This is a genomic window from Metabacillus sp. KH_069 (assembly GCF_057838075.1).
In genome coordinates this window covers 4,254,708-4,275,433 of sequence record NZ_CM174460.1, presented here as the reverse complement: position 1 = coordinate 4,275,433, position 20,726 = coordinate 4,254,708, and the positions used below count along the sequence as shown (strand labels likewise).

At 43.7% G+C, this 20,726-nt stretch carries 15 protein-coding genes; 13 read left to right on the top strand and 2 right to left on the bottom strand.

The window, feature by feature from the left end; genetic code table 11:
• The first annotated feature begins 31 nt into the window (after positions 1-31).
• Genes AC3ISE_RS21435 through AC3ISE_RS21395 form a run of 9 tightly spaced genes read left to right on the top strand, consistent with a single transcriptional unit; the run spans position 32 to position 14,462 of the window.
• Positions 32-2,962 (top strand): extracellular solute-binding protein, encoded by a 2,931-nt coding sequence (locus AC3ISE_RS21435; protein WP_489222534.1) that lies wholly within the window; start codon positions 32-34, stop codon positions 2,960-2,962.
• On the top strand, positions 2,952-3,842 hold the full coding sequence (locus tag AC3ISE_RS21430; RefSeq protein ID WP_206197396.1) for a carbohydrate ABC transporter permease: 891 nt from the start codon (positions 2,952-2,954) through the stop codon (positions 3,840-3,842). Before AC3ISE_RS21435 ends, AC3ISE_RS21430 begins: the two co-directional genes overlap by 11 nt.
• A gap of 20 nt (positions 3,843-3,862) precedes the next feature.
• Positions 3,863-4,741 carry a carbohydrate ABC transporter permease gene (locus tag AC3ISE_RS21425; protein WP_489222533.1) on the top strand — a complete coding sequence of 293 codons (879 nt, stop codon included), beginning with the start codon at positions 3,863-3,865 and terminating at the stop codon, positions 4,739-4,741.
• 18 nt (positions 4,742-4,759) lie between these two features.
• Positions 4,760-6,778: an SMP-30/gluconolactonase/LRE family protein gene (locus AC3ISE_RS21420; protein WP_489222532.1), complete on the top strand. Its 2,019-nt coding sequence runs from the start codon at positions 4,760-4,762 to the stop codon at positions 6,776-6,778.
• Positions 6,771-8,993: a DUF5696 domain-containing protein gene (locus tag AC3ISE_RS21415; protein ID WP_489222531.1), complete on the top strand. Its 2,223-nt coding sequence runs from the start codon at positions 6,771-6,773 to the stop codon at positions 8,991-8,993. The genes AC3ISE_RS21420 and AC3ISE_RS21415 overlap by 8 nt, the downstream gene beginning before the upstream one ends.
• Positions 8,990-9,853, top strand: a complete 864-nt coding sequence (locus AC3ISE_RS21410) for a carbohydrate ABC transporter permease (RefSeq protein ID WP_489222530.1) — start codon at positions 8,990-8,992, stop codon at positions 9,851-9,853. The genes AC3ISE_RS21415 and AC3ISE_RS21410 overlap by 4 nt, the downstream gene beginning before the upstream one ends.
• A gap of 12 nt (positions 9,854-9,865) precedes the next feature.
• Positions 9,866-10,807, top strand: coding sequence for a carbohydrate ABC transporter permease (locus AC3ISE_RS21405; RefSeq protein WP_489222529.1), 942 nt, complete (start codon positions 9,866-9,868; stop codon positions 10,805-10,807).
• 18 nt (positions 10,808-10,825) lie between these two features.
• Complete coding sequence (locus tag AC3ISE_RS21400; RefSeq protein WP_489222528.1) at positions 10,826-12,031, top strand: glucoamylase family protein; 1,206 nt, start codon at positions 10,826-10,828, stop codon at positions 12,029-12,031.
• Positions 12,032-12,050: 19 nt separating this feature from the next.
• Positions 12,051-14,462 carry a beta-galactosidase gene (locus AC3ISE_RS21395; protein ID WP_489222527.1) on the top strand — a complete coding sequence of 804 codons (2,412 nt, stop codon included), beginning with the start codon at positions 12,051-12,053 and terminating at the stop codon, positions 14,460-14,462.
• A 481-nt stretch (positions 14,463-14,943) separates the two neighbouring features.
• Here the strand turns inward: AC3ISE_RS21395 and thmT are convergent, their stop codons facing one another.
• Complete coding sequence (thmT, locus tag AC3ISE_RS21390; RefSeq protein ID WP_489222526.1) at positions 14,944-15,132, bottom strand: 2-hydroxymuconate tautomerase; 189 nt, start codon at positions 15,130-15,132, stop codon at positions 14,944-14,946.
• A 95-nt stretch (positions 15,133-15,227) separates the two neighbouring features.
• Between thmT and AC3ISE_RS21385 the strand changes: the two genes are divergently transcribed.
• On the top strand, positions 15,228-15,893 hold the full coding sequence (locus AC3ISE_RS21385; RefSeq protein WP_489222525.1) for a site-2 protease family protein: 666 nt from the start codon (positions 15,228-15,230) through the stop codon (positions 15,891-15,893).
• Positions 15,894-15,905: 12 nt separating this feature from the next.
• Positions 15,906-16,421: a YwhD family protein gene (locus tag AC3ISE_RS21380; RefSeq protein ID WP_489222524.1), complete on the top strand. Its 516-nt coding sequence runs from the start codon at positions 15,906-15,908 to the stop codon at positions 16,419-16,421.
• A gap of 187 nt (positions 16,422-16,608) precedes the next feature.
• On the opposite strand, the gene AC3ISE_RS21375 is transcribed toward AC3ISE_RS21380, so the two are convergent.
• Entirely contained in the window at positions 16,609-18,678 is a 2,070-nt protein-coding gene (locus tag AC3ISE_RS21375) for a transglycosylase domain-containing protein (RefSeq protein WP_489224407.1), read from the bottom strand.
• A 226-nt stretch (positions 18,679-18,904) separates the two neighbouring features.
• Between AC3ISE_RS21375 and speE the strand changes: the two genes are divergently transcribed.
• Positions 18,905-19,735 carry a spermidine synthase gene (gene speE, locus AC3ISE_RS21370; protein WP_309193348.1) on the top strand — a complete coding sequence of 277 codons (831 nt, stop codon included), beginning with the start codon at positions 18,905-18,907 and terminating at the stop codon, positions 19,733-19,735.
• Between the two features lie 16 nt (positions 19,736-19,751).
• Entirely contained in the window at positions 19,752-20,633 is an 882-nt protein-coding gene (gene speB, locus AC3ISE_RS21365; RefSeq protein ID WP_489222523.1) for an agmatinase, read from the top strand.
• Positions 20,634-20,726: the final 93 nt, after the last annotated feature.

Sequence of the window (20,726 nt, the reverse complement as noted above, 5' to 3'; positions counted from 1 at the left end):
TTTTCATTTCGCATTTAGGAGGATGATTGGCATGAAATCTAAGATACTCGTTTGGTCGGTCCTACTGCTGTTCGTACTGTTCCAACACCAACACATTTTTGCTGAAGAAAAGAAAAGCACTGGCCAAGTCGTAGAAGAAAGATATCATTCCATCCTCTCCGAATGGGAAGAGAAGGGAATCACAGCCGCCTCAGAAACTGAGATGGCTGTGCTGCCTTCTGACTTTACTGAAGCTGATCCAAAAAATCTTCTGCCTGAAGCAAAGAGCAAAGATTATGGCGATCGGGTCTTCTATTGGCATAATCAGCAATCCTTTTCTTTTGAGATTGATATAAAAGAAGAAGGTTTATATGAGCTTGGATTTGACTACTATCCGCTCGGAAAAGAGGTTGTCCCAATAGAGGGTGCAATACAAGTGAACGGCAGCTTTCCTTACTATGAAAGCAGGAGAATTGTGTTTCCTGCAGATTGGAAAAATGAGAAAAACACGTTTGACTCAGACCGATTCGGCAATGACATGCTTCCTAAGCAAGTGGCAAGTCCTGCATGGAAAAAAACGAAATCTGAGGATGCAAGCGGGCTGCAGCCGGAAGCGCTGAAGTATCATTTGAAAAAAGGAAAAAACAAAATTACAGTAACAAATTTAAGAGGCGAAATGCTTGTCGGAAAGATTTACGTTTCTGCGCCTGTTCCGCTTAAGACATACAAAGAATATGGAGCGGAAGCAGAAAAAGCCGTTTCATCGCTTAAAGCATATGAAGCTGAAAAAATCTTTAAAAAGAACAGTTCCTACATACGTCCCGAAGCGAAACAGGATTCATCGGCTGTACCTAATGATCCAAAGCATCTGCTTTTAAATACGCTTGGAGGAGAGTCATGGAGTACAAGCGGCCAAAGTGTCTCCTGGAAGGTGAATGTCCCGGATGACGGCTTTTATCATTTAACCTTTAAAGTTCTGCAAAACAAAGAAACGGGTGGAACGGTTTTTCGAAAAGTGAAAATTGACGGCGGCATTCCTTTTGCAGAAGTTGCTCATTATCCTTTTCCATTCAGCAAAAAATGGGCCAATGAAACGCTGGGCAGCAAAGAAGGAGAGCCATATCTGTTTTATCTGAAGAAGGGAAGCCATGAAATTGAGTTAGTGGCGGATGCTTCGCCGGCAGAGAGAGTCATTGCAAAGACCAATGAAGTGATGAAAGAAATTGAGGAGCTTTCCTTATCGATCCGGAAGCTGACAGGAAATCAAACCGACCGCTCCCGCAACTGGAAGATAAGCGAGTTTATTCCTGATATCGATAAACAGGTGCTGACATGGGCAGACGAGCTTGAAAGAGAAAGCGTTTACCTAGAGGGGCTGAGTGATTCAGAGGAAGAATCAAAAGAGGTTGTTTCTATTAAACTTGCAGCTAAAAAGCTTAGAACGCTTGGAGGCGAGCCTGACAAAATCCCGAACCGTATGACGGAGTTATCAGAAGGCTCAGCGTCTGTTGCCCAGCTGCTTGGAAATTTCTTGCTTGATATTCAAAAACAGCCGCTGACCATTGACCGTTTTTATGTGCATGGCGGCAAGGAAGTACCTCCGGCAGAGGCAGGGTTCCTTACACAAGCTGCAGACGGAGTGAAGCGATTTTTCCTCTCCTTCTCAAAGGGCAATTATTCTGCTTCAGAAGCAGATGAAAAAACAATTGAAGTTTGGGTAAACCGTCCAAGACAATATGTGGAGCTGATTCAGAACACGGCTGACCGCACGTTTACGCCGGAAACGGGCATCAGGGTGAAATTCTCGATTATGCCTGATGAACAAAAGCTGATTTTAGCAAGCGCAGCTGACAAGCAGCCTGATGTGGCGTTTGGGATAAGCAACTGGCTGCCATATGAATTATCCATGCGTGATGCAGCCGTTGATTTGCGGCAATTTGACGATTTTGATTCATTCAGCAAGCAGTTTTCGCCGGGGGCATTTCTGCCGTTAATGATTGATGATTCCGTCTATGCCCTGCCGGAAACACAGGATTTCTTTGTGCAGTTTTACCGCAAGGACATCCTGGAAGCTTTAAAACTCCCTGTACCGGACACATGGGATGATGTCGTAAGCATCCTGCCGGAATTGCAGCGGTACGGCATGAACTATTATACGCCGATTTCAGGATCGGGCGGGTTCAAGGCTTTTCAGACGACAGCGCCATATATTTATCAATTTCAGGGAGATCTGTATGGAAAAGACGGGATGACGACAGCGATAAACAGCGAGGAATCGTTAAAAGGCATTCAGTTTATGACGGATTTAAATACGATTTACAGTATGCCGCTTCAAGTTCCGAATTTTTATAACCATTTCCGTTATTCAACCCTGCCGATTGGGATCTCTACGTTTACAACATATATCCAATTAACAGCAGCTGCGCCTGAAATCGCAGGATGGTGGGACCTTGCACCGCATCCGGGCGTTAAGCAAAAGGATGGGACCGTTGAACGCTGGGCCACTGGTTCAGGCCAATCCGCGATGATATTTAAAGGCTCGAAAGATAAAGAGGCATCATGGGAGCTTTTGAAGTGGTGGATGAAGGAAGAAACGCAAACGGAATTTGCGACAAGCCTTCAAACCCTCTACGGACCCGAGTATATGTGGAATACAGCGAATTTGGAAGCCTTTAAAAAGCTTCCTTGGCCAGAAGAGCATAAAGCAACCATTTTGAAACAATGGGAATATTTAATGGAAGTTCCAAAGACTCCGGGAGCTTATATGGTTGAGCGTGAGCTGAGCAATATCTGGAACCGTATCGTCTTTGACGGAGAAAATACAAGATCGGCAGTTGATGATTCTGTTATTGCAATCGACAGAGAAATCAGCCGCAAGATGGAAGAGTTCGGATATATGAAAGATGGCAAGATGGTGAAGCCATATCGGGTTCCTTCAATAGAAACTGTAGAAAGTTGGGCGGTCGATGAAAATGAAGAGTAAACAGCGGGACAGAAGCCAGTGGGTTTTCCTGGCACCTTATTTGATCTTTTTCTCTGTTTTCATCATCATTCCTGTAGCTGCTGCAATAGTATTATCCTTTACTTATTTTAATGCGATTGAAGCACCATCCTTTATTGGATTAAGCAACTATGTGGCTTTGATGACACAAGATGAGGTTTTCATGCAGAAGGTCCTCCCGAACACATTGACCTTTGCATTGATTGTCGGGCCGGGAGGATACATTCTTTCCTTTATCCTGGCATGGGCGCTCGCTCAAATTCCTAAAAAACCGAGGACCGTCCTCGCATTGATTATTTACTCGCCGTCCATGACGGCGGGAATCGCGATGTCTGTAGTGTGGACGATTATCTTCAGCGGAGATGAGACCGGGTATTTGAACAGTCTGCTGATTACAATGGGCGTACTTTTAGAGCCGATACAGTGGCTGCAGTCGCCGGAATATTTAATGAAAATCATGATTTTCGTCACACTATGGGGCAGCATGGGGGTCGGATTTCTCGCGATGCTGTCTGGTGTATTGAATATCAACAGCGAGATTTATGAAGCGGGATACATCGACGGCATTAAAAATCGATTCCAGGAAATTATTTATATCACGATTCCTTCAATGAGGCCGCAAATGCTTTTCGGTGCAGTCATGGCGGTTGTCGGAACCTTTCAGGCAGGAGCGATCGGAGTAGCATTATCAGGTGCAAATCCGACGCCGCAATATGCCGGACAGCTCATGGTCAACCATTTGGAGGATTACGGGTTTATCCGCTATGAAATGGGCTACGCAGCTGCTGTTTCTGTCGTTTTGCTCCTTGTCGTCTATGCATTTTCTAAAGTGGCCTGGAGATTATTCGGAGAGAAGGATTAAACGAAAGGGAGTGGAACCGTATGTCAGCTTTTCAGGGAACTAAAATCAATCCGTCGAAATTTCACATCAGCCAGTGGAAGTTTTTCCTCTTTCTGATTCCGCTTGCGGCGTTCATGGCACTGCCTATCGTTTATATCTTTTTCCACGCGTTCAAACCGATAGACGAGCTGTTTGCTTATCCGCCGCGGTTCATCGTGCAAAAACCGACGCTGCAGAACTTCGCAGATCTTTTTGCACAATCCACAGCGAGCGGGGTTCCGATGTCGCGCTATTTATTTAATAGTATTGTCATTACGATTCTCGTTGTTTTCTTAACTGTCGTCATCAGTACAATGGCTGGCTATGCTCTCTCAAAAAAAGAGTTCAGGCTGAAGAAAACCATTTTTGAAATTAATACAGTCGCTTTAATGTTCGTTCCGGCTGCTGTCGCCATTCCAAGGTATCTCCTGATTGAGGAGCTTGGTTTAATCAATGTCTTTGTCGTACATATCTTTCCGCTGCTTGCCATGCCGATCGGACTGTTTTTGGTGAAGCAGTTTATTGATCAAATTCCAAATGAGCTGATAGAAGCGGCAAAGCTTGACGGAGCAACGGATACCCAGATTTTTTTAAGGATCATCATTCCATTAGTGAAGCCTGCGATTGCTACCATTGCGATTCTGTCGTTTCAGCTTGTTTGGAACAATATTGAGACATCTACACTCTATGTGAATGACGAAGGATTGAAGACATTCTCTTTCTTCATGTCAACGCTCGCCTCACAGGTGACCGGAAATACAGTAGCAGGTCAAGGGCTTGCAGCTGCTGCATCTTTAATAATGTTTGTACCGAATTTAATCATCTTTATCATCCTTCAAAGCCAGGTTATGAACACGATGGCTCATTCAGGAATCAAGTAACAGATAGGGGGGAGGGAAATGAAGCAGTTTACGAAAGGAATCATCTGCGCTCTGCTTGTCTGTCTGCTGCCTTGGCATACAGCAGCGGAGGCTTCGGTCCCTTATAAGACAGAGACATTATCAGCAAATGGAGATCTAATTGAAACACAAACAGCTTATAAGCCTCTTGGACAGTTAACGCTTGGCAATCAGGAAATGACACCGGAAGATCTTTTCATTGATAAAAAGGATCAAATTTACCTCGCAGATTCAAAGACTCAGAAAATCATTGTGTCGAATCTGAATGGCGAGATTATCAAGGAGATTGGCGCGGGGGTTTTGAAAAATCCTACTGGTGTGTTTGTGGATGAAAACGGAGAAGTTTACGCTGCAGACTATGAACAAGAAAAAGTGTTCAGGTTTTCAAGCGAAGGAAAGCTTTTAAAAGAGTACGAGAAACCTGATTCACCGCTGTTTGGAAGCAAGTCTCCTTTTAAACCGCAGAAAATTGGCGTTGATAAACGCGGAAACCTATACATCATCGGCGAGGGCTCAACAAACGGGATCATCCAGCTCAGCCGGGAAGGGAACTTTCTTGGGTACTACGGAGTAAACAGCACGCGGTCTTCGATCAAGTCATTCCTGCAAAACGCACTGAATGCAAGCGGGAAAATGAAGCTGTTTATGAAAACTCCTCCGGCTCCGGACAATATAGCCATTGATGAACAAGGCCTTATTTATTCCATTACAGAGGGAACGAAGGAAGAAGTCATCAAAAAACTGAATGTGGCAGGGAATAACATGCTTGCACCGGATATTTCAGAGGTGGCTTCCCTTCAGGACATTGCAGTCGATCCGCTTGGAAACATATTTGTTTCAAGTGCCAGCGGAAAGATATATGAATACGACAGCTTTGGCAATCTCTTATTCATCTTTGGAGGAAAAGACGATGGGACGAACCGCATCGGGCTTCTCAAACAGCCATCAGGAATTGCCGTCGACCGAAATGGGCGGCTGTATGTAGCGGATAAAGAAAGAGGCATGGTTCAGACTTATGATACGACATCCTTTTCTGTCAGTGTTCATGAAGGAATTGCCCTCTTCAAAGAAGGGTTATATGTAGAAAGTCAGCAATACTTTGAATCTGTCTTAAGACAAAATTCTTCCTTCGGGCTTGCAAGAACTGCGATGGGAAGAGCGTATTACAAACAGCAGGACTATGAGGCTGCATTGGAGGAATTCAAATTTGCAGAAGATGTTGGCGGGTATTCCAATTCCTTCTGGGAAATCCGTCATGAATGGATGCAGAAAAACCTCGGAACGGTTTTACTGATCATCATTTTAGCAGCAATCTTTTATTCTCTTTTTAAACACTTCGATAAAAAACGAAATCTGTTAAAAGGTCCCAAAGAACGGATGGGACGATTGAAAAAAAGGAAAATGACAGCGGAGCTTTTCTTTCTTTTTAAGTTTTTCCGTCATCCAATTGACAGCTTCTATTATTTAAAACGAAAGAATCATGCATCTGTCTTATCAGCGACGATTCTCTACGTTCTTTTATTCATCGAATACTTATTTGCCACTTATCAAACAGGATTTATCTTTTCCGCACACGGCGGGGAAGAGGCCAATCTGTCAATGGAACTGCTGAAGGTGTTTGTGCCGCTTGCCCTGTTCGTCATCATTAACTATCTCGTGAGCACAATCAATGACGGGGAAGGACGCTTTGTTGATATTTACAGAGGAACGATCTATTCGCTTGCACCGTATCTTGTGTTCAGCATTCCTATTACCTTGATTACAAATATCCTGACGCTGAATGAGTCATTTATTTACGAGTTTTCCATTCAAATTGTCTACGCATGGTGCGTCATCATTCTGTTCATCATGATAAAGGAAATTCACAATTATACGTTCAGCGAAACGGTCCGCAACATTTTCATGACGCTGTTTGGAATGGTTATCATGCTGCTGGTCATTTTCATCATGTTTGTGCTGTTCGATCAAGTTTACGATTTCGTCTATTCTATCATTCAGGAGGTCATCTTACGTGTATAAGAAATTAATGGTTGGATTACTGGTTCTGATGATGCCGCTGCAGGCCTTTGCTGCTCCTGATGAGAAGAAAGAGGATCTATTAAAATACAGCTCCAGTGCGTTCACCCAGCCTGAGAAGCAAGTGAAAGAACAAACTCCGGCAGGCACGGTTGAAGGGTTTGAGAAGGCTGCTGAAAATGAGAATCTCATTTTATTTGTAAATGAAGAGTCTCTTGCTCTCAAAATATTGAATAAAAAGACAAATTATATTTGGAATTCAGGCATCGATCAGATTGAAGATGTCCGCCTCAATAAAACGTGGGAACAAATGGCCCAGTCGGCAATCACAATTGAGTACAGCGACCGCCGCGGAAAAATCAAGTCAGAGAGCATTCAGACAAATGATTCACGGCCGAATGTGAAAATCACAGATAACGGCTTTAGTGCCAACGTTTATATGAATGGATCAAAAATCAGCCTTGAGCTGAGTGTCACGCTTGAAAAAGACAATATTGCCGTCAGCATCCCTGATAAGGAGTTAAAAGAAGGGAAACGGAACAAACTGATTTCGATGAAGGTATATCCTTTCCTTGGAGCGGTAAATGGAGACGAACGGAATGGATATATGTTTATTCCGGATGGAAGCGGCGCACTCATCCGCTATGAAAAAGGCAGTAAAGCAGATGCTCCATTTAAAGGCGCTATATACGGCGCAGATGCGGGTTTTCAAAAGTCTTCCGATAAAACGGAAGAAAAAATAGTTCCTGCTAAACAAATAAGCATGCCGGTGTTTGGAGCGGTGCACGGCGTCAAGAAAAACGGGTTTGCTGCAGTAGTGGAAAAAGGCGCAGAGTACGGGGACATCCTTGCCTATCCGTCCGGCGTATCCACCGATTTCAACTGGACGACAGCTCAATTTAACTACCGCTATGAATATTATCAGCCGACAAGCAAAAGCATGAGCGGCACAAACGTTTACCAAAAAAATAAGAATGCATTTGATATCTCATTAAGATATTACTTTCTGTCCAATGAACAGGCAGATTATGTCGGCATGGCCAAGCGCTATCAGGAGTATCTCTTAGAAACGAAGCAGCTAGCAAAAAAAGAAGATCGGGCAGAAGTGCGTCTGGAATTCTTGGGCAGCGAAACCAAAAAAGGGCTGTTCTGGGATTCAGTCATTCCGATGACACCTGTAGAAAAGCTTCCTGATTTTGCAAAAGAATTGAAAAAAGAAAAAGTTGAAGACATGTTCATGATTTACAAGGGCTGGTCAAAAGGCGGTTTGACAGGCACACTGCCTTCGAAGTTTCCGGTTGAGAAAAAGCTTGGAACCAAAGGGGATGTGAAGGATTCCGCTGAAGCACTTGAAAATGAAAATGTCCCGCTTTTCTTCCAGACAGATTACACAAAGGCTTATGAAAATGCAGGAGGCTTTTCCGGCAGCAAAGATGTGAGCAAAAAAATCAGTTCTGAAACCATCTCTTACAAGAAGGATGATAAAACGTTCTACTATTTATCGCCGGACAAGTCTCTGAAAATAGCAAAAGAAGACCTCAAGCAATACAGCGAGTACGGCATAAAAAATGCAGCTGTGGATGGAAGCTCAACTATCCTTTTCTCTGATTACACAAAAGGGAACAGTTCCTCGAGAATTCAAACAGCAGAGACGTATAACAAGTTATTTTCACAGCTTCATAAAGCAGGAGAGGTAGCTCTTTATAACCCGAACGCGTATGCATGGGGGCAAACAGACCGCTTCCTCGATGCTCCGATGACATCGTCAAATTATATCTTTGAAAGTGACACAGTGCCTTTTCTGCAAATTGTACTGAAGGGTTATATTCCGTACTATGCAGAATTCTCAAATTTCCACTCGGATTCTAAGGACGATGTGCTGCGAATGATTGAATACGGAGCCTATCCATCTTTTTACTTGACGGATGAGCCGTCCCATTTATTGATGAAAACACCTTCTAAAGATCTTTATACATCGGAGTTTAACAGCTGGAAGGATGAAATCGTGAATCAGTATAAAATGATGCAGGACAGCCTTGGCGGAGTTGAAGGTGAGACCATCGAAAGCCGTACTGTTCCTGCAGTTGGGATTGTAGAGGTCTCTTACTCAAACGGCCAGACAATCATCGTTAACTATACGAACACGCCATACCGTGCAGGCGGAAACGAAATTCCTGCAAAAGGGTTTATTGTAACCGATGGGGGGGATAAGCAGTGAAACCATTACTGAAGTCAAAAAACAGCATGATCGGTTATCTCTTTATTTCTCCTTGGATTATCGGCTTTTTGGTTTTTACCGCCATTCCCATTTTTTATTCTTTGTTCTTGAGCTTTCAGGAAGTCAAGATTACAACCGGGGGAATTGAAACGAAGTTCGTGAAATTTGAAAACTTCAAGTATGCCTTCGGAGTCGATGCCCTATTTTTAGAGTACATGGGAACGTATTTGAAGGAAATCATCATTTCCGTACCCATCATCATTGTATTCTCTTTAATCATCGCGCTCTTGCTTAATCAAAAAATCAAATTCCGCGGACTGTTCCGGACAATCTTTTTCCTGCCCGTCATCATTGCGAGCGGTCCTGTAATCAAAGAACTGATCGACCAGGGTGTCACAACGATTCCTTCCATCGAGCAGTATGCAATCTATGAAGCTCTGAATGCGAATCCGGATGCGTTTATCAACGGCATTCTGCTCTACTTAATTAAAAACCTGATTATGATTCTTTGGTTCTCAGGGGTGCAAATCTTAATTTTCCTTGCAGCCCTTCAAAAGATCGATAAACAGGTGTATGAAGCAGCAAAAATCGACGGCGCTTCAAACTGGGAGTCATTCTGGAAGGTAACGCTTCCGAGTCTTGCACCTATGATTGTTGTGAATACGATTTATACGATCGTAACGTATTCCGTCTTTTCATTGAATCCGATCATCGGCCATATTCAAAAAAATATGTTCAAGGTTGATACAGGTTTTGGGTATGCTTCAGCGCTGTCATGGATCTACTTCCTGACAATCGCAGTCATTCTTGCAGTGGCCGTTGGCGCCATGACGTTAAAAGGAAAGAGAAGCTATACATAAGGAGGAGCCGGCATGAAACGTGAAAAGCTTGAGAATAGTCTATTAAAAATAAAACGCATTTTCATGGGGATGCAGGGAACAGATGGCCTGCTCTTTAAACTCCTCACGTATGGCTTATTGATTGGAATTGGATTTGTCTATCTATATCCGCTTTTATACATGGGATCGTTCAGCTTTAAAAGCCTGGATGATCTGCTGAATCCATTGGTGAACTGGATTCCGACTGAATTTTATCTTGGAAACTACGAAAAAGCGAATGAAGTGCTGAATTTCTTTTCAACACTGCTTGAAACATTATATGTAACGGTTTTGCCTGCTTTGGCGCAAACGGCCGTTGCAGCTGTCATTGGATACGGATTTGCGAGATTTGAGTTTAAAGGGAAAAAGATGCTTTTCGTGCTCGTGCTGGCAACCTTTATCATTCCTCCTCAGGTTACGCTGATTCCGAGATACATCTTTTTCAACGAGCTGAATATTCTTGGCAGTCTGCAGGCCTTTCTTTTGCCGGCAGCCTTCGGACAAGGGTTAAACAGTGCGATTTTCATTTTGATTTTTTACCAGTTTTTCAGAATGGTGCCAAAAGCGCTTGAAGAGGCTGCACAAATCGATGGAGCGGGTCACCTGCGGATTTTCTTGACGATAGCCTTGCCAATGGCGGTACCGGCCGTCATCATTTCCTTTCTCTTCTCGTTTGTATGGTATTGGAATGAAACCTATTTGGCGGCAATCTACTTTGGAGATCAGCTCACAACCCTTCCGCTGCAGCTGCAGAAGTTTGTGGCAACGTTCCAGAAGATGTTCCCGGCAGAAATGGGGCTCTCAGGAAATCAATTAAATGAAGGAATCAAAATGGCCGGCACCGTGCTGTCTATTTTGCCGCTGCTAATTGTTTACTTTATTACACAGCGCTGGTTTGTCGAGGGCGTGGACCGTTCAGGTATTACAGGAGAATAACAAGGGGGAACTTTAATTATGAACAAGTATGAAATCGTTGCTGCAGAAGCAAAAGGATGCTTTGATTTTTTCTGGAAGGAAGCGAACACAGATCCCAATAGCCCTGGATATGGCCTAATTCTCGATCAATCAGCGAACAAAAAAGTGGCGAGTATAGCTTCTGTCGGTTTCGGATTATCCGCGATCATTATCGGCATTGAAAAAGGCTGGATCACGTACGAACAGGGATATGAGAGAACGAGAGGCACGCTTCACACATTTTTGCACAAAGTGGAACACGAAGGCGGATTCTTTTATCACTTTCTGAATATGGAAACAGCCAAAAAGAATGAAGAATTTTATGACTGTGCATCCATTATTGATACATCGCTCTTTTTGAACGGGGCCATTACTTCTGCTGAGTATTTCGGCGGAGAGATCAAAGAGCTGTTTGAGCAAATCTATCAGCGCGTTGACTGGAATATGTATTATGACAAAGAAAAGAATCAGTTTTATATGGGCTACAAACCGGAATCAGGCGGCTTCGGCCACTGGGATATGTATGCAGAGCAAATGATGCAGTATATTCTTGGCGTTGCCTCTCCGACTCACGCTGTGCCGGTTGAAATCTATCAGGGCTTTGAGCGCAGGCTTGACAAATACGGGGAGTACGAATTCTATAATTGCCCCGGCGGAAGTCTCTTTACCCATCAATATTCCCACGCATGGTTTTCGTTTGAAGGATATGTGGATGGGGATGGAATCGACTGGTTCGAAAATTCCGTTAAGGCGAGCCTTGCAAACCGTCAGTACTGCATCGATAACCCTGATGGCCTGAAAACGTTCCATAAGGATTCATGGGGGCTGACAGCTTGTGCGACACCTAAAGGATATGGCACTCCGGGCACACCCCCATATCATCCTAATGTTCAAAAAGAGAATGATGGTACAGTCGCTCCGGCTGGTGCTGCAGGATCCATTGTCTTTACAAAAGAAGAATCGATTGATGCCATGAATTATTTCTACAACCACCATCCAAAGCTTTGGGGTGAATACGGCTTCCAGGATGCCTATAACCTCGATGTAAGCCCTGAATGGTACGCAGACCATGTCATCGGCATCGATAAGGGAATTACGCTCTTGATGATTGAAAACGAACAAACCGGATTAATCTGGGATTTATATATGAAAAATGAGCATGTGAAGCGCGGAGCTTCCATGCTTAACTGGAAAAAGAAAAACTAGCTTAAAAGGGGATGGCGGAATGATTGAAATCAAGAATAAGCAAATTATGATTGATGGCAAGCCTGAGCTGCTGATGTGCGGCGAAATTCATTACTACCGGCTCGACCGCGGTGACTGGCAGGACCGCATCGATAAGCTGAAGCGATCAGGATGCAATGCGGTCGCTACTTATGTTCCCTGGCTTTGCCACGAACCATCAGAAGGCGAATTCGATTTAACGGGAAAAACAAGGCCAGAGCTTGATCTTGCAGCCTACATTGATCTCTGCAAAGAAAATGGCCTTTATTTCTTCGTGCGTCCGGGTCCATTCATTATGGCTGAAATGAAAAATGAAGGCCTTCCATATTGGGTTTATGAAAAGCATCCTGAAATTATCCCTTCCGGCTGGGACGGAAATCCTGCAACAACAAAAACAGTCGACTATCTTGCACCCGGCTTTTTAAAAGATGTCCGCAATTGGTATAAAGCGGTGATGGAAATCGTCACTCCGCGCCTTCATACAAATGGCGGCAATATTATTGCGTTTCAGCTTGATAATGAAGTCGGAATGCTTTCATGGGTCAGCAACTGTCCTGATTTAACCGATCATCTTCTTCAGGATTATAGAGGATGGCTGAAAAATCACTATGACAGCAGTACGCTTTTAGCCAGATATCCTTTTGATTTAAATGAACAGGAGACTGCAAATAGCTGCTTCCGTTCTCCTCAGGAAGAGTTCGCGGGTGAACTTCTGCGTGACTTAGGCTATTACATGAGAAATCGGTTTGCCCGTTATATTGCTGTTTTGCGTGAATACGCGGAAGAGTTTGGCGTCCGGGATATCCCTTTTGTGGTGAATACCCACGGAACAGGCGGAGGACGAGGCTTCACTTATCCAATCGGGATCAGCCAGCTCTATGAATCTTATACACAGGCTCCGGGATACATCTCTGGATCTGATATTTATTTCGGAGATCTGGATATGAATACGTTTCAGGATCTCTATTTAATAAATGGTTTTATGGACAGTGTTCATCTCGAAGATCAGCCGCTGACATCTGTTGAGTTCAACTGCGGGGACGGAAACTTCGGAAATACCTATGGCGGACGCTACGATCCGTCTGCGGTCGATTTTAAAACGAGAATGTGTGTAGCACAGGGCAATCGTCTGATTAACTATTATTTATTTGCCGGCGGGAAAAACTACCGCTTCGATACAGAGCTAAAAGACGGGAATGACCGCGTTGCTTTTACAGGCGAGCATCATGGCTTTGCTGCGCCGGTAGGACCAGAAGGGAAGCTAAACTACACTTATCCGAAAATGGCAAGTGTGATTCAGACAGTGATGGCCGTATCGGATAAAATTGCGGCTATGGACGAAGAACATGATGAGGTTTCTTTTGCCTTTATCCCGGACTACTATATGACGGAGTACCGCTATCCAACCAGCAAACTCATGGAGGACATCGTTCGCAGCCTTGAAGCGAACCGTGCATCAGGCTCTTGGGAAATCATGGCCCGCTCGATGCTCCTGCTTGGATACCGCTTTACATCTGTGGACATTCAGAATAGAGAACTGACACCAGTAAAAACAAAGGTGCTTACTCTTCCTTCAGCAAGGTACATGTCAGTTGGTATCCAGGAGAAGCTTGTTACATACCTGAATGAAGGAGGACGCATTCTTCTTTACGGGGAGGTGCCTATGTTTGATATGGAAGGCAAGCCTTGCACGATCCTTGCTGATGCATTAGGGGTAAAAGAAAAAGGAATTCACCGCGATTCGGGAAGCTTTTTTCTTTCACTTCAGGCAGAAAATTGGGCATCAGGCCGGCCTGAGGTTCGCTCCCATTTCGCACAAGTATTCGACGCGGGGGAGACCACTCCAATCTTGAAAGTGTACGGGACAGATGAAGTCTGCGGATTTGAAGCTCGCGTTGGAGACGGGACAGCTGTCGTTCTCAGCACAGCCTATCCATGTGATCTCACATTCTTTAAAACCATTTTTGAACAATTAGGAGTCACTCCAAAGCTTGTTCACGATTGCGAAGAGCATGGCATCTTCATGACATCAACAGCAAATGAAGCGGGAGAACGGTTTATTCACCTTCTAAATCTAGATGGATTTGATAAGTTCGTGCACATCTATGATCAAGGCGAAGTCATGTTTGGAGGAAAAGAAATCGTGCTCGGACGAAAAGAAGGGCTGATGCTGCCTGTTCAGCTTGAGGTTGAGGTTGGGAAAATTGTATCCTCAACTGCTGAAATCAATGGACGTTCAGAGAAAGCGATCGAGTTCAGGCTGACTCAGCCGGAGGACATCATTGTTTTTGAAACAGACAGAGAAATCCTGTCCAGTGACGAGTACGAGGTTACATGCAGCGGAAATCAGAAGACTGTGATATCTAAGAAACACAGCAGAGTGGACGAGCATTTGAGAGTTCTGTTTGCTTGAGAAAAGCCCGCATAGAGCGGGCTTTTTCATTGTGCAAATTGTCTCTTGCTAGAAAAAAGGCATCATAGTATTTAAACATACCAAGTGGATTTCCCATGATAAAGACAAAGAGGCTGGGACGTAACGATCATCTCCTGAATGAAAGCCGAACATTGAATAGTGCGAAAACTATTAAAAGAAAGGGCTATTTTCGCAAAGATTGTTGTGTTTTATGATAAATAATGTCCGTTTCTTTCCGCTCCAGGAACTTGCTTTCCGCGGAGAGCATGGGAGCCTCCTCGGCGTTGCCTGTGGGGTCTCCCAATTTGCTCTATATCCCGCAGGAGTCAAGTTCCTTCCGCTGCAATCCACTTAAGGTTTCTAACATTTAGTCAAAAAAAAAAATCCGAACTAAAACGAAATTCAAGTTGGAATTTCACATAATAGTTCGGATTTTTCTTTGGCTGAAAACCTTTTGTCCCAGCCTCTTCCTCATATGTACTCAGTCCTCGTCGCTCAAACGCTTGCCGTTCACCGCATAATGATTCTTGCTCATTTCCTCAATGAAAACCGCAATCTTTTCTGGTTGAGCACCTGTCGTTTCAGATACAGCAGCCGTTACTTTTTCAACTAGAGCTTTTTTTTGTTCTTCTGTGCGGCCTTCGAGCATTTTTACTGTTACGTATGGCATGTTGATCTCTCCTTTTTCTATCGTAGATGGATTCTTCTATAGTATACTTGATGGAGAATAGAATGTTTAGCGAACCCGCTTATAAAGGAGAATGATTGGTGGAGTTTTTGGCGTTTGAATTAAAGCTTATTCCGTATGTTGTGATTGTTTTGGCGATTGCGTTTACGGTTCATGAATTTGCACATGCTTATGTAGCATATAAATTTGGAGACCCGACGGCGAAGAAGCAGGGGAGGCTGACGCTGTCGCCGCTTGCCCATCTTGATCCGATCGGAACACTGCTGATCTTCATTGCCGGCTTTGGCTGGGCGAAGCCGGTGCCTGTGAACCGGTTTTATTTTAAAAATCCGCGCCTTGCAGGTGTTCTCGTTTCAGTTGCGGGACCGCTAAGCAATTTGGTCATCGCTTTTATCGGGCTTGCTACTTGGTATATACTTTTAAGTGCGGGTGCTTTATCTTCTATGTCACCCGGGACTGCGGAGAGTCTGGAGCAGTTCTTCAACATCTTAGTTTTGCTGAATATTACGCTGTTCATTTTTAATCTTTTTCCGTTTCCGCCGCTGGATGGATACCGGATTATTGAAGATCTGGCACCGGCTGGAGTCAGGGCAAAAATGACGCAGTTTGAAAGCTACGGAATCGTTGTTTTTTTAATTTTAGTACTGACACCTTTGGATAAATACACGATACAGCCTGCTTTCTCTTATGGGACTGATATTGTGCTGACAGTTTTTAAATCAATACTTAACCCGTTTTTCTAGGAGGTCATTTCATTGGAACAAGATAAAAAGAAAAAAAAGGTTGGTTTTAACATTATAAAAAGTGATCCGACAGACGGTCACGGCGGCTATGGAGTCGGCGCACTCAGCCTTGATAACATTTCACCGGTTTTCGTAGATGTAACCGAAGGGGAAGCATTTGTGGACATTGGCGCAATGCATGCAAGAAGTGTGGTGGAAAAAGGAATAAAGTTTCTGCCAAACAAAGAAGATGTGCCTAACGGAAAGCCGTTTTGGCTCGTATGGGTGACTATTGACCGCAAGCCTGAGGGGCCATATTATGCAGGGGTTACTGCCTGTGAAATGACAGTCGACCGTTCCATCAGAAGAGGCTACAAATCTCTTCCTGAGCATGTCAACAAAATGGATAAATCCTTAAAGCGCCACATAATGGTAGAGCATATGGATGATGCTTCAAAAGGCATTTTGATGAACTTCCTGAAAAATCATAATGCGGATATGTGGAAGAATTCCACTCAGGAATTAAAAGCAGGGCTTGGGGAAGCGTGACAATTCTGTGACGTTTATGTGAACAAATTGTCAAAATCTTGAGCTTTAAATCGCTTATTAGTAAACTGAACTTAGCTTATAAAGCTAGGACACGAAAAACCCCGGACCGTATGAGGTCCGGGGTTTTTCATATGGTTTGCTGTTTTCTGCTGAATAATTATCCGCTAATACTTTTCGTAAACAAAGGCTAATCCCACCATCTCCATACCTTCTTATACCAAGTCTCATCCTGATTTTCAGTCTCTTTTGCAGGCTTGGTCTGTTTCCCTGACTCCAAATGCTCAGTACAGTACTCTGTCGGCTCAGTTCCCCTTACAAAATAAGCAAAGCGCTTAACCGGGCAATCGTCTGAGGCAAGCTTGCCTGATTTAGGATTGATATATACGCCAATAACGCCTTTAGGAGGATTAAATGCTTTAACGGATTGATCTTCTAAGGCTTCTTCCATAAATTCGGCCCATATTTGTTTGGCGTAGCCTCTTTCTGCAACAAGATCAATCGTTTTGTCTTTATCATAGCCAGTCCAGATGCCTGCGACCAGCTGCGGTGAAAAGCCGATCATCCAGCTGTCCGCTTTAGTCGTGCCCGATTTCCCTGCATATTCGCGCGACAGTTTCGGGATAATGGTGTGGCCAGTTACGGACGTATAATCATTCAGCTTTTCATCAAACATGCCGGTCATCAAATGTGAGGTAACGAACGCTGCCTCTTTGTTTAAAAGCTGCTCATGCTCATTTTCATTTTGATAAATCACGTTTCCCTCTGCATCTTCAACTTTTTTTATAAACGTAGGTTCAATCTTCTTGCCTCCATTTGCAAGCATCCCATAGCCGTTCACCATTTCAGTCAAACGGACAGGCGAAGTTCCAAGAGCAAGTGATGGCACATGTGATAATTTGCTTGTTACGCCAAAGCTTTTAGATGCCTGAATCAGCTCATCCATACCGAGAAAAAGATGAGTCTTAACGGCGTAAATATTATCAGAGAGAGCGATCGCCTGAGCTAAGGTTATATCGCCGTTTGCGTAATACCCATTGTAATTGCTTGGTTTATAGCTTGATTTGCCATCCTCAAACGTAAAAGTGTAAGGTTCACTCCTTAAAAGGGTAGAAGGGGTGAAGCCTTTATTTACGGCGGCATAATACAGAAACGGCTTCATCGTTGAACCAGGCTGCCTTTTAGCCTGTGTTGCCCGATTGAACGTGCTTTTTGTATAATCACGCCCGCCTACAAGAGCCTTTACACTTCCTGTTTTAGGATCCATTGCCATGAACCCGGCCTGGATGTCAGATGATTCATCAATGATATCTGCAATCTTTTTTTCAGCTATTTTCTGCATATCAGGGTCTAAAGTAGTGAAAATTCTTAATCCCCGTGTTTCAATGGTTGTCTGATCAAGATTCAATTTTTTTGATAGCTCATTCATAACTGCATCCTGAAAATAAGGAGCAATATCTTCTGTTTTCACATTTTTCATAGAACGATAGCTGAGAGTTTCAGCGTATGCCTGATCAGCTTCTGCCTGGCTGATGATTTCTTGATTGACCATCGTTTTTAAGATAAGTTCCTGTCTGCTTTTTGCACGCACTTCATTCTCAAGCGGCGAATAAAGGCTTGGCGCTTTTGGAATACCTGCAAGCATTGCAGCTTCGCCCATGGATAATTCACTGGCTGATTTGTCAAAATAATAATTGGCGGCAGCCTCAACGCCATAAGCGCCATGACCGTAATAAATCGTATTTAAATAGCCTTCCAGAATTTCTTCCTTACTGTAGTTCAGCTCAAGCCGAATGGTATAGAAAGCTTCTGTCAGCTTGCGTTTCCATGTTTTATCGTGGCCCAAAAACAGGTTTCTTGCATATTGCTGGCTGATTGTACTCGCTCCCTGAACCTTGGCCATTGCTTTTAAATCAGCAAGAGCAGCTCCTGCGATCCGTTTATAGTCAAAGCCGTTATGATCATAAAAATGACGGTCTTCTATCGCAACAGCGGCCTGGGTTAAGGAAGGAGATATTTCATCTAAATCAACCCAATACCTTTTTCCGCCGTGATGGGTCTTGCCCATCTCAGATCCATCATTTGCGTACATAATAGAAGATTGCTGAACCGTCAGGGAAGGAGCTCCCTGCCATTTCGCCGTGAGCAGAATGGCTGCAAGGACGATTGAAGCCAAGAAAAATAATATAAGTCCAATAAAAATAGCGGCACGAACAGTTTTAATTGTGATTTTAAGCCGTCTGGGCGTGATGATTTCCAATTTCTCCACCTCGTTTCCTCATCTGTTCTTTTTCTTTTTAATCAGTATGAGAATATTCATCTATTTTTAAACCTTCTCTATTAAAATTCTTCTTGCAATTTTGCTAGATTCATCTATACTTTTTCCTGAGGTTTTGAACTCGAATTTTGGCGAATTGTATTTATTGATTAGGGTATAATCGTAACTAGGGCTTTAAGAAAAATTGATATAGAAAGGAAGTTTTAAAATGGGAGGACATTGGTTTACAGAAAAACAAACCGAGAATTTCGGCATCACGATCAAAATTAACCGCACTTTACATACAGAGCAAACAGAATTTCAAAAATTAGATATGGTAGAAACAGAGGAGTTCGGCAACATGCTTCTTTTAGACGGCATGGTCATGACTTCACAAAGAGATGAATTTGTTTACCATGAAATGGTTGCTCACGTTCCTTTATTTACACATCCAAACCCTGAAAACGTATTGGTAGTCGGAGGCGGAGACGGCGGCGTAATCCGTGAGATCATGAAGCATCCAGGCGTTAAAAAAGCAACGCTTGTTGATATTGACGGCAAAGTCATTGAGTACTCTAAAAAGTACTTGCCTGAAATTGCAGGAGAGCTTGAAAACGAGCGCGTTGAAGTAAAAGTAGGCGACGGGTTCATGCACATCGCAGAGAGCAACAATGAATATGACGTCATCATGGTTGATTCAACAGAGCCTGTGGGCCCGGCTGTGAACCTTTTCTCTAAAGGCTTCTACGCAGGTATCTCAAAAGCGCTTAAAGAAGACGGCATCTTTGTTGCACAGTCGGACAACCCTTGGTTCACACCTGACCTTATCCGCAACGTACAGCGCGATGTAAGAGAAATCTTCCCGATTACGCGTCTATACACTGCAAACATCCCAACATATCCAAGCGGTCTTTGGACATTTACAATTGGATCAAAAAAATATGATCCGCTGGAAGTAAGCGAAGAGCGTTTCCATGAAATTGAAACAAAATACTATACAAAAGAGCTTCATAAAGCAGCGTTTGCCCTGCCTAAATTTGTAGCAGACTTAATTAAATAATTAGGAGGGAATTCAAATGCGATTTGATGAAGCCTATTCAGGCAACGTTTTTATAAAAAGCCATCCATCATTTGAAGACAGTGAAGCAGTCCTTTACGGTATGCCGATGGACTGGACAGTAAGCTACCGTCCGGGTTCAAGATTCGGTCCAGCCCGCATCCGCGAGGTGTCAATCGGTCTTGAGGAATACAGCGCGTACTTAGACCGCGAGCTTGAAGAAGTGAAGTATTTTGATGCAGGAGATATTCCGCTTCCTTTCGGAAATCCGCAGCGAAGCATTGAAATGATTGAAGATTTCATTGATAAACTTTTGGCTGAGGACAAGTTTCCGCTCGGTATGGGTGGGGAGCACCTTGTATCATGGCCTGTCATCAAAGCGATGTACAAAAAATATCCGGATCTTGCGATTATCCATATGGACGCACATACCGATTTGCGCGAAGAGTATGAAGGAGAGCCTCTTTCCCACTCCACACCAATCCGCAAAGCGGCAAATCTGATCGGACCATCAAATGTTTACTCATTCGGTATTCGTTCAGGTATGAAAGAAGAATTTCAGTGGGCGAAGGAAGTCGGCATGCACATTTCTAAGTTTGAAGTGCTTGAGCCTTTAAAAGAGGTGCTTCCGAAGCTTGCAGGACGTCCTGTCTATGTAACCATTGATATTGATGTCCTCGATCCGGCACACGCACCAGGCACAGGTACGGTAGATGCAGGCGGTATTACATCAAGAGAATTGCTTGCATCGATCCATGCGATTGCAAACTCGGATATCAGCGTAGTAGGCGCTGACCTTGTAGAGGTAGCTCCAATCTATGATAACTCTGAGCAGACAGCTAACACGGCAAGCAAATTAATTCGTGAAATGATTTTAGGATGGGTGCAAAAGCGTCCTTAATTTGAGGAGAAGCTCCAGGTGTGACTGGGGCTTTTTTCTTATTTTGGAATATTTGGCGAAAAGCGTATAAATAATGCCAGAACGTCAACCATG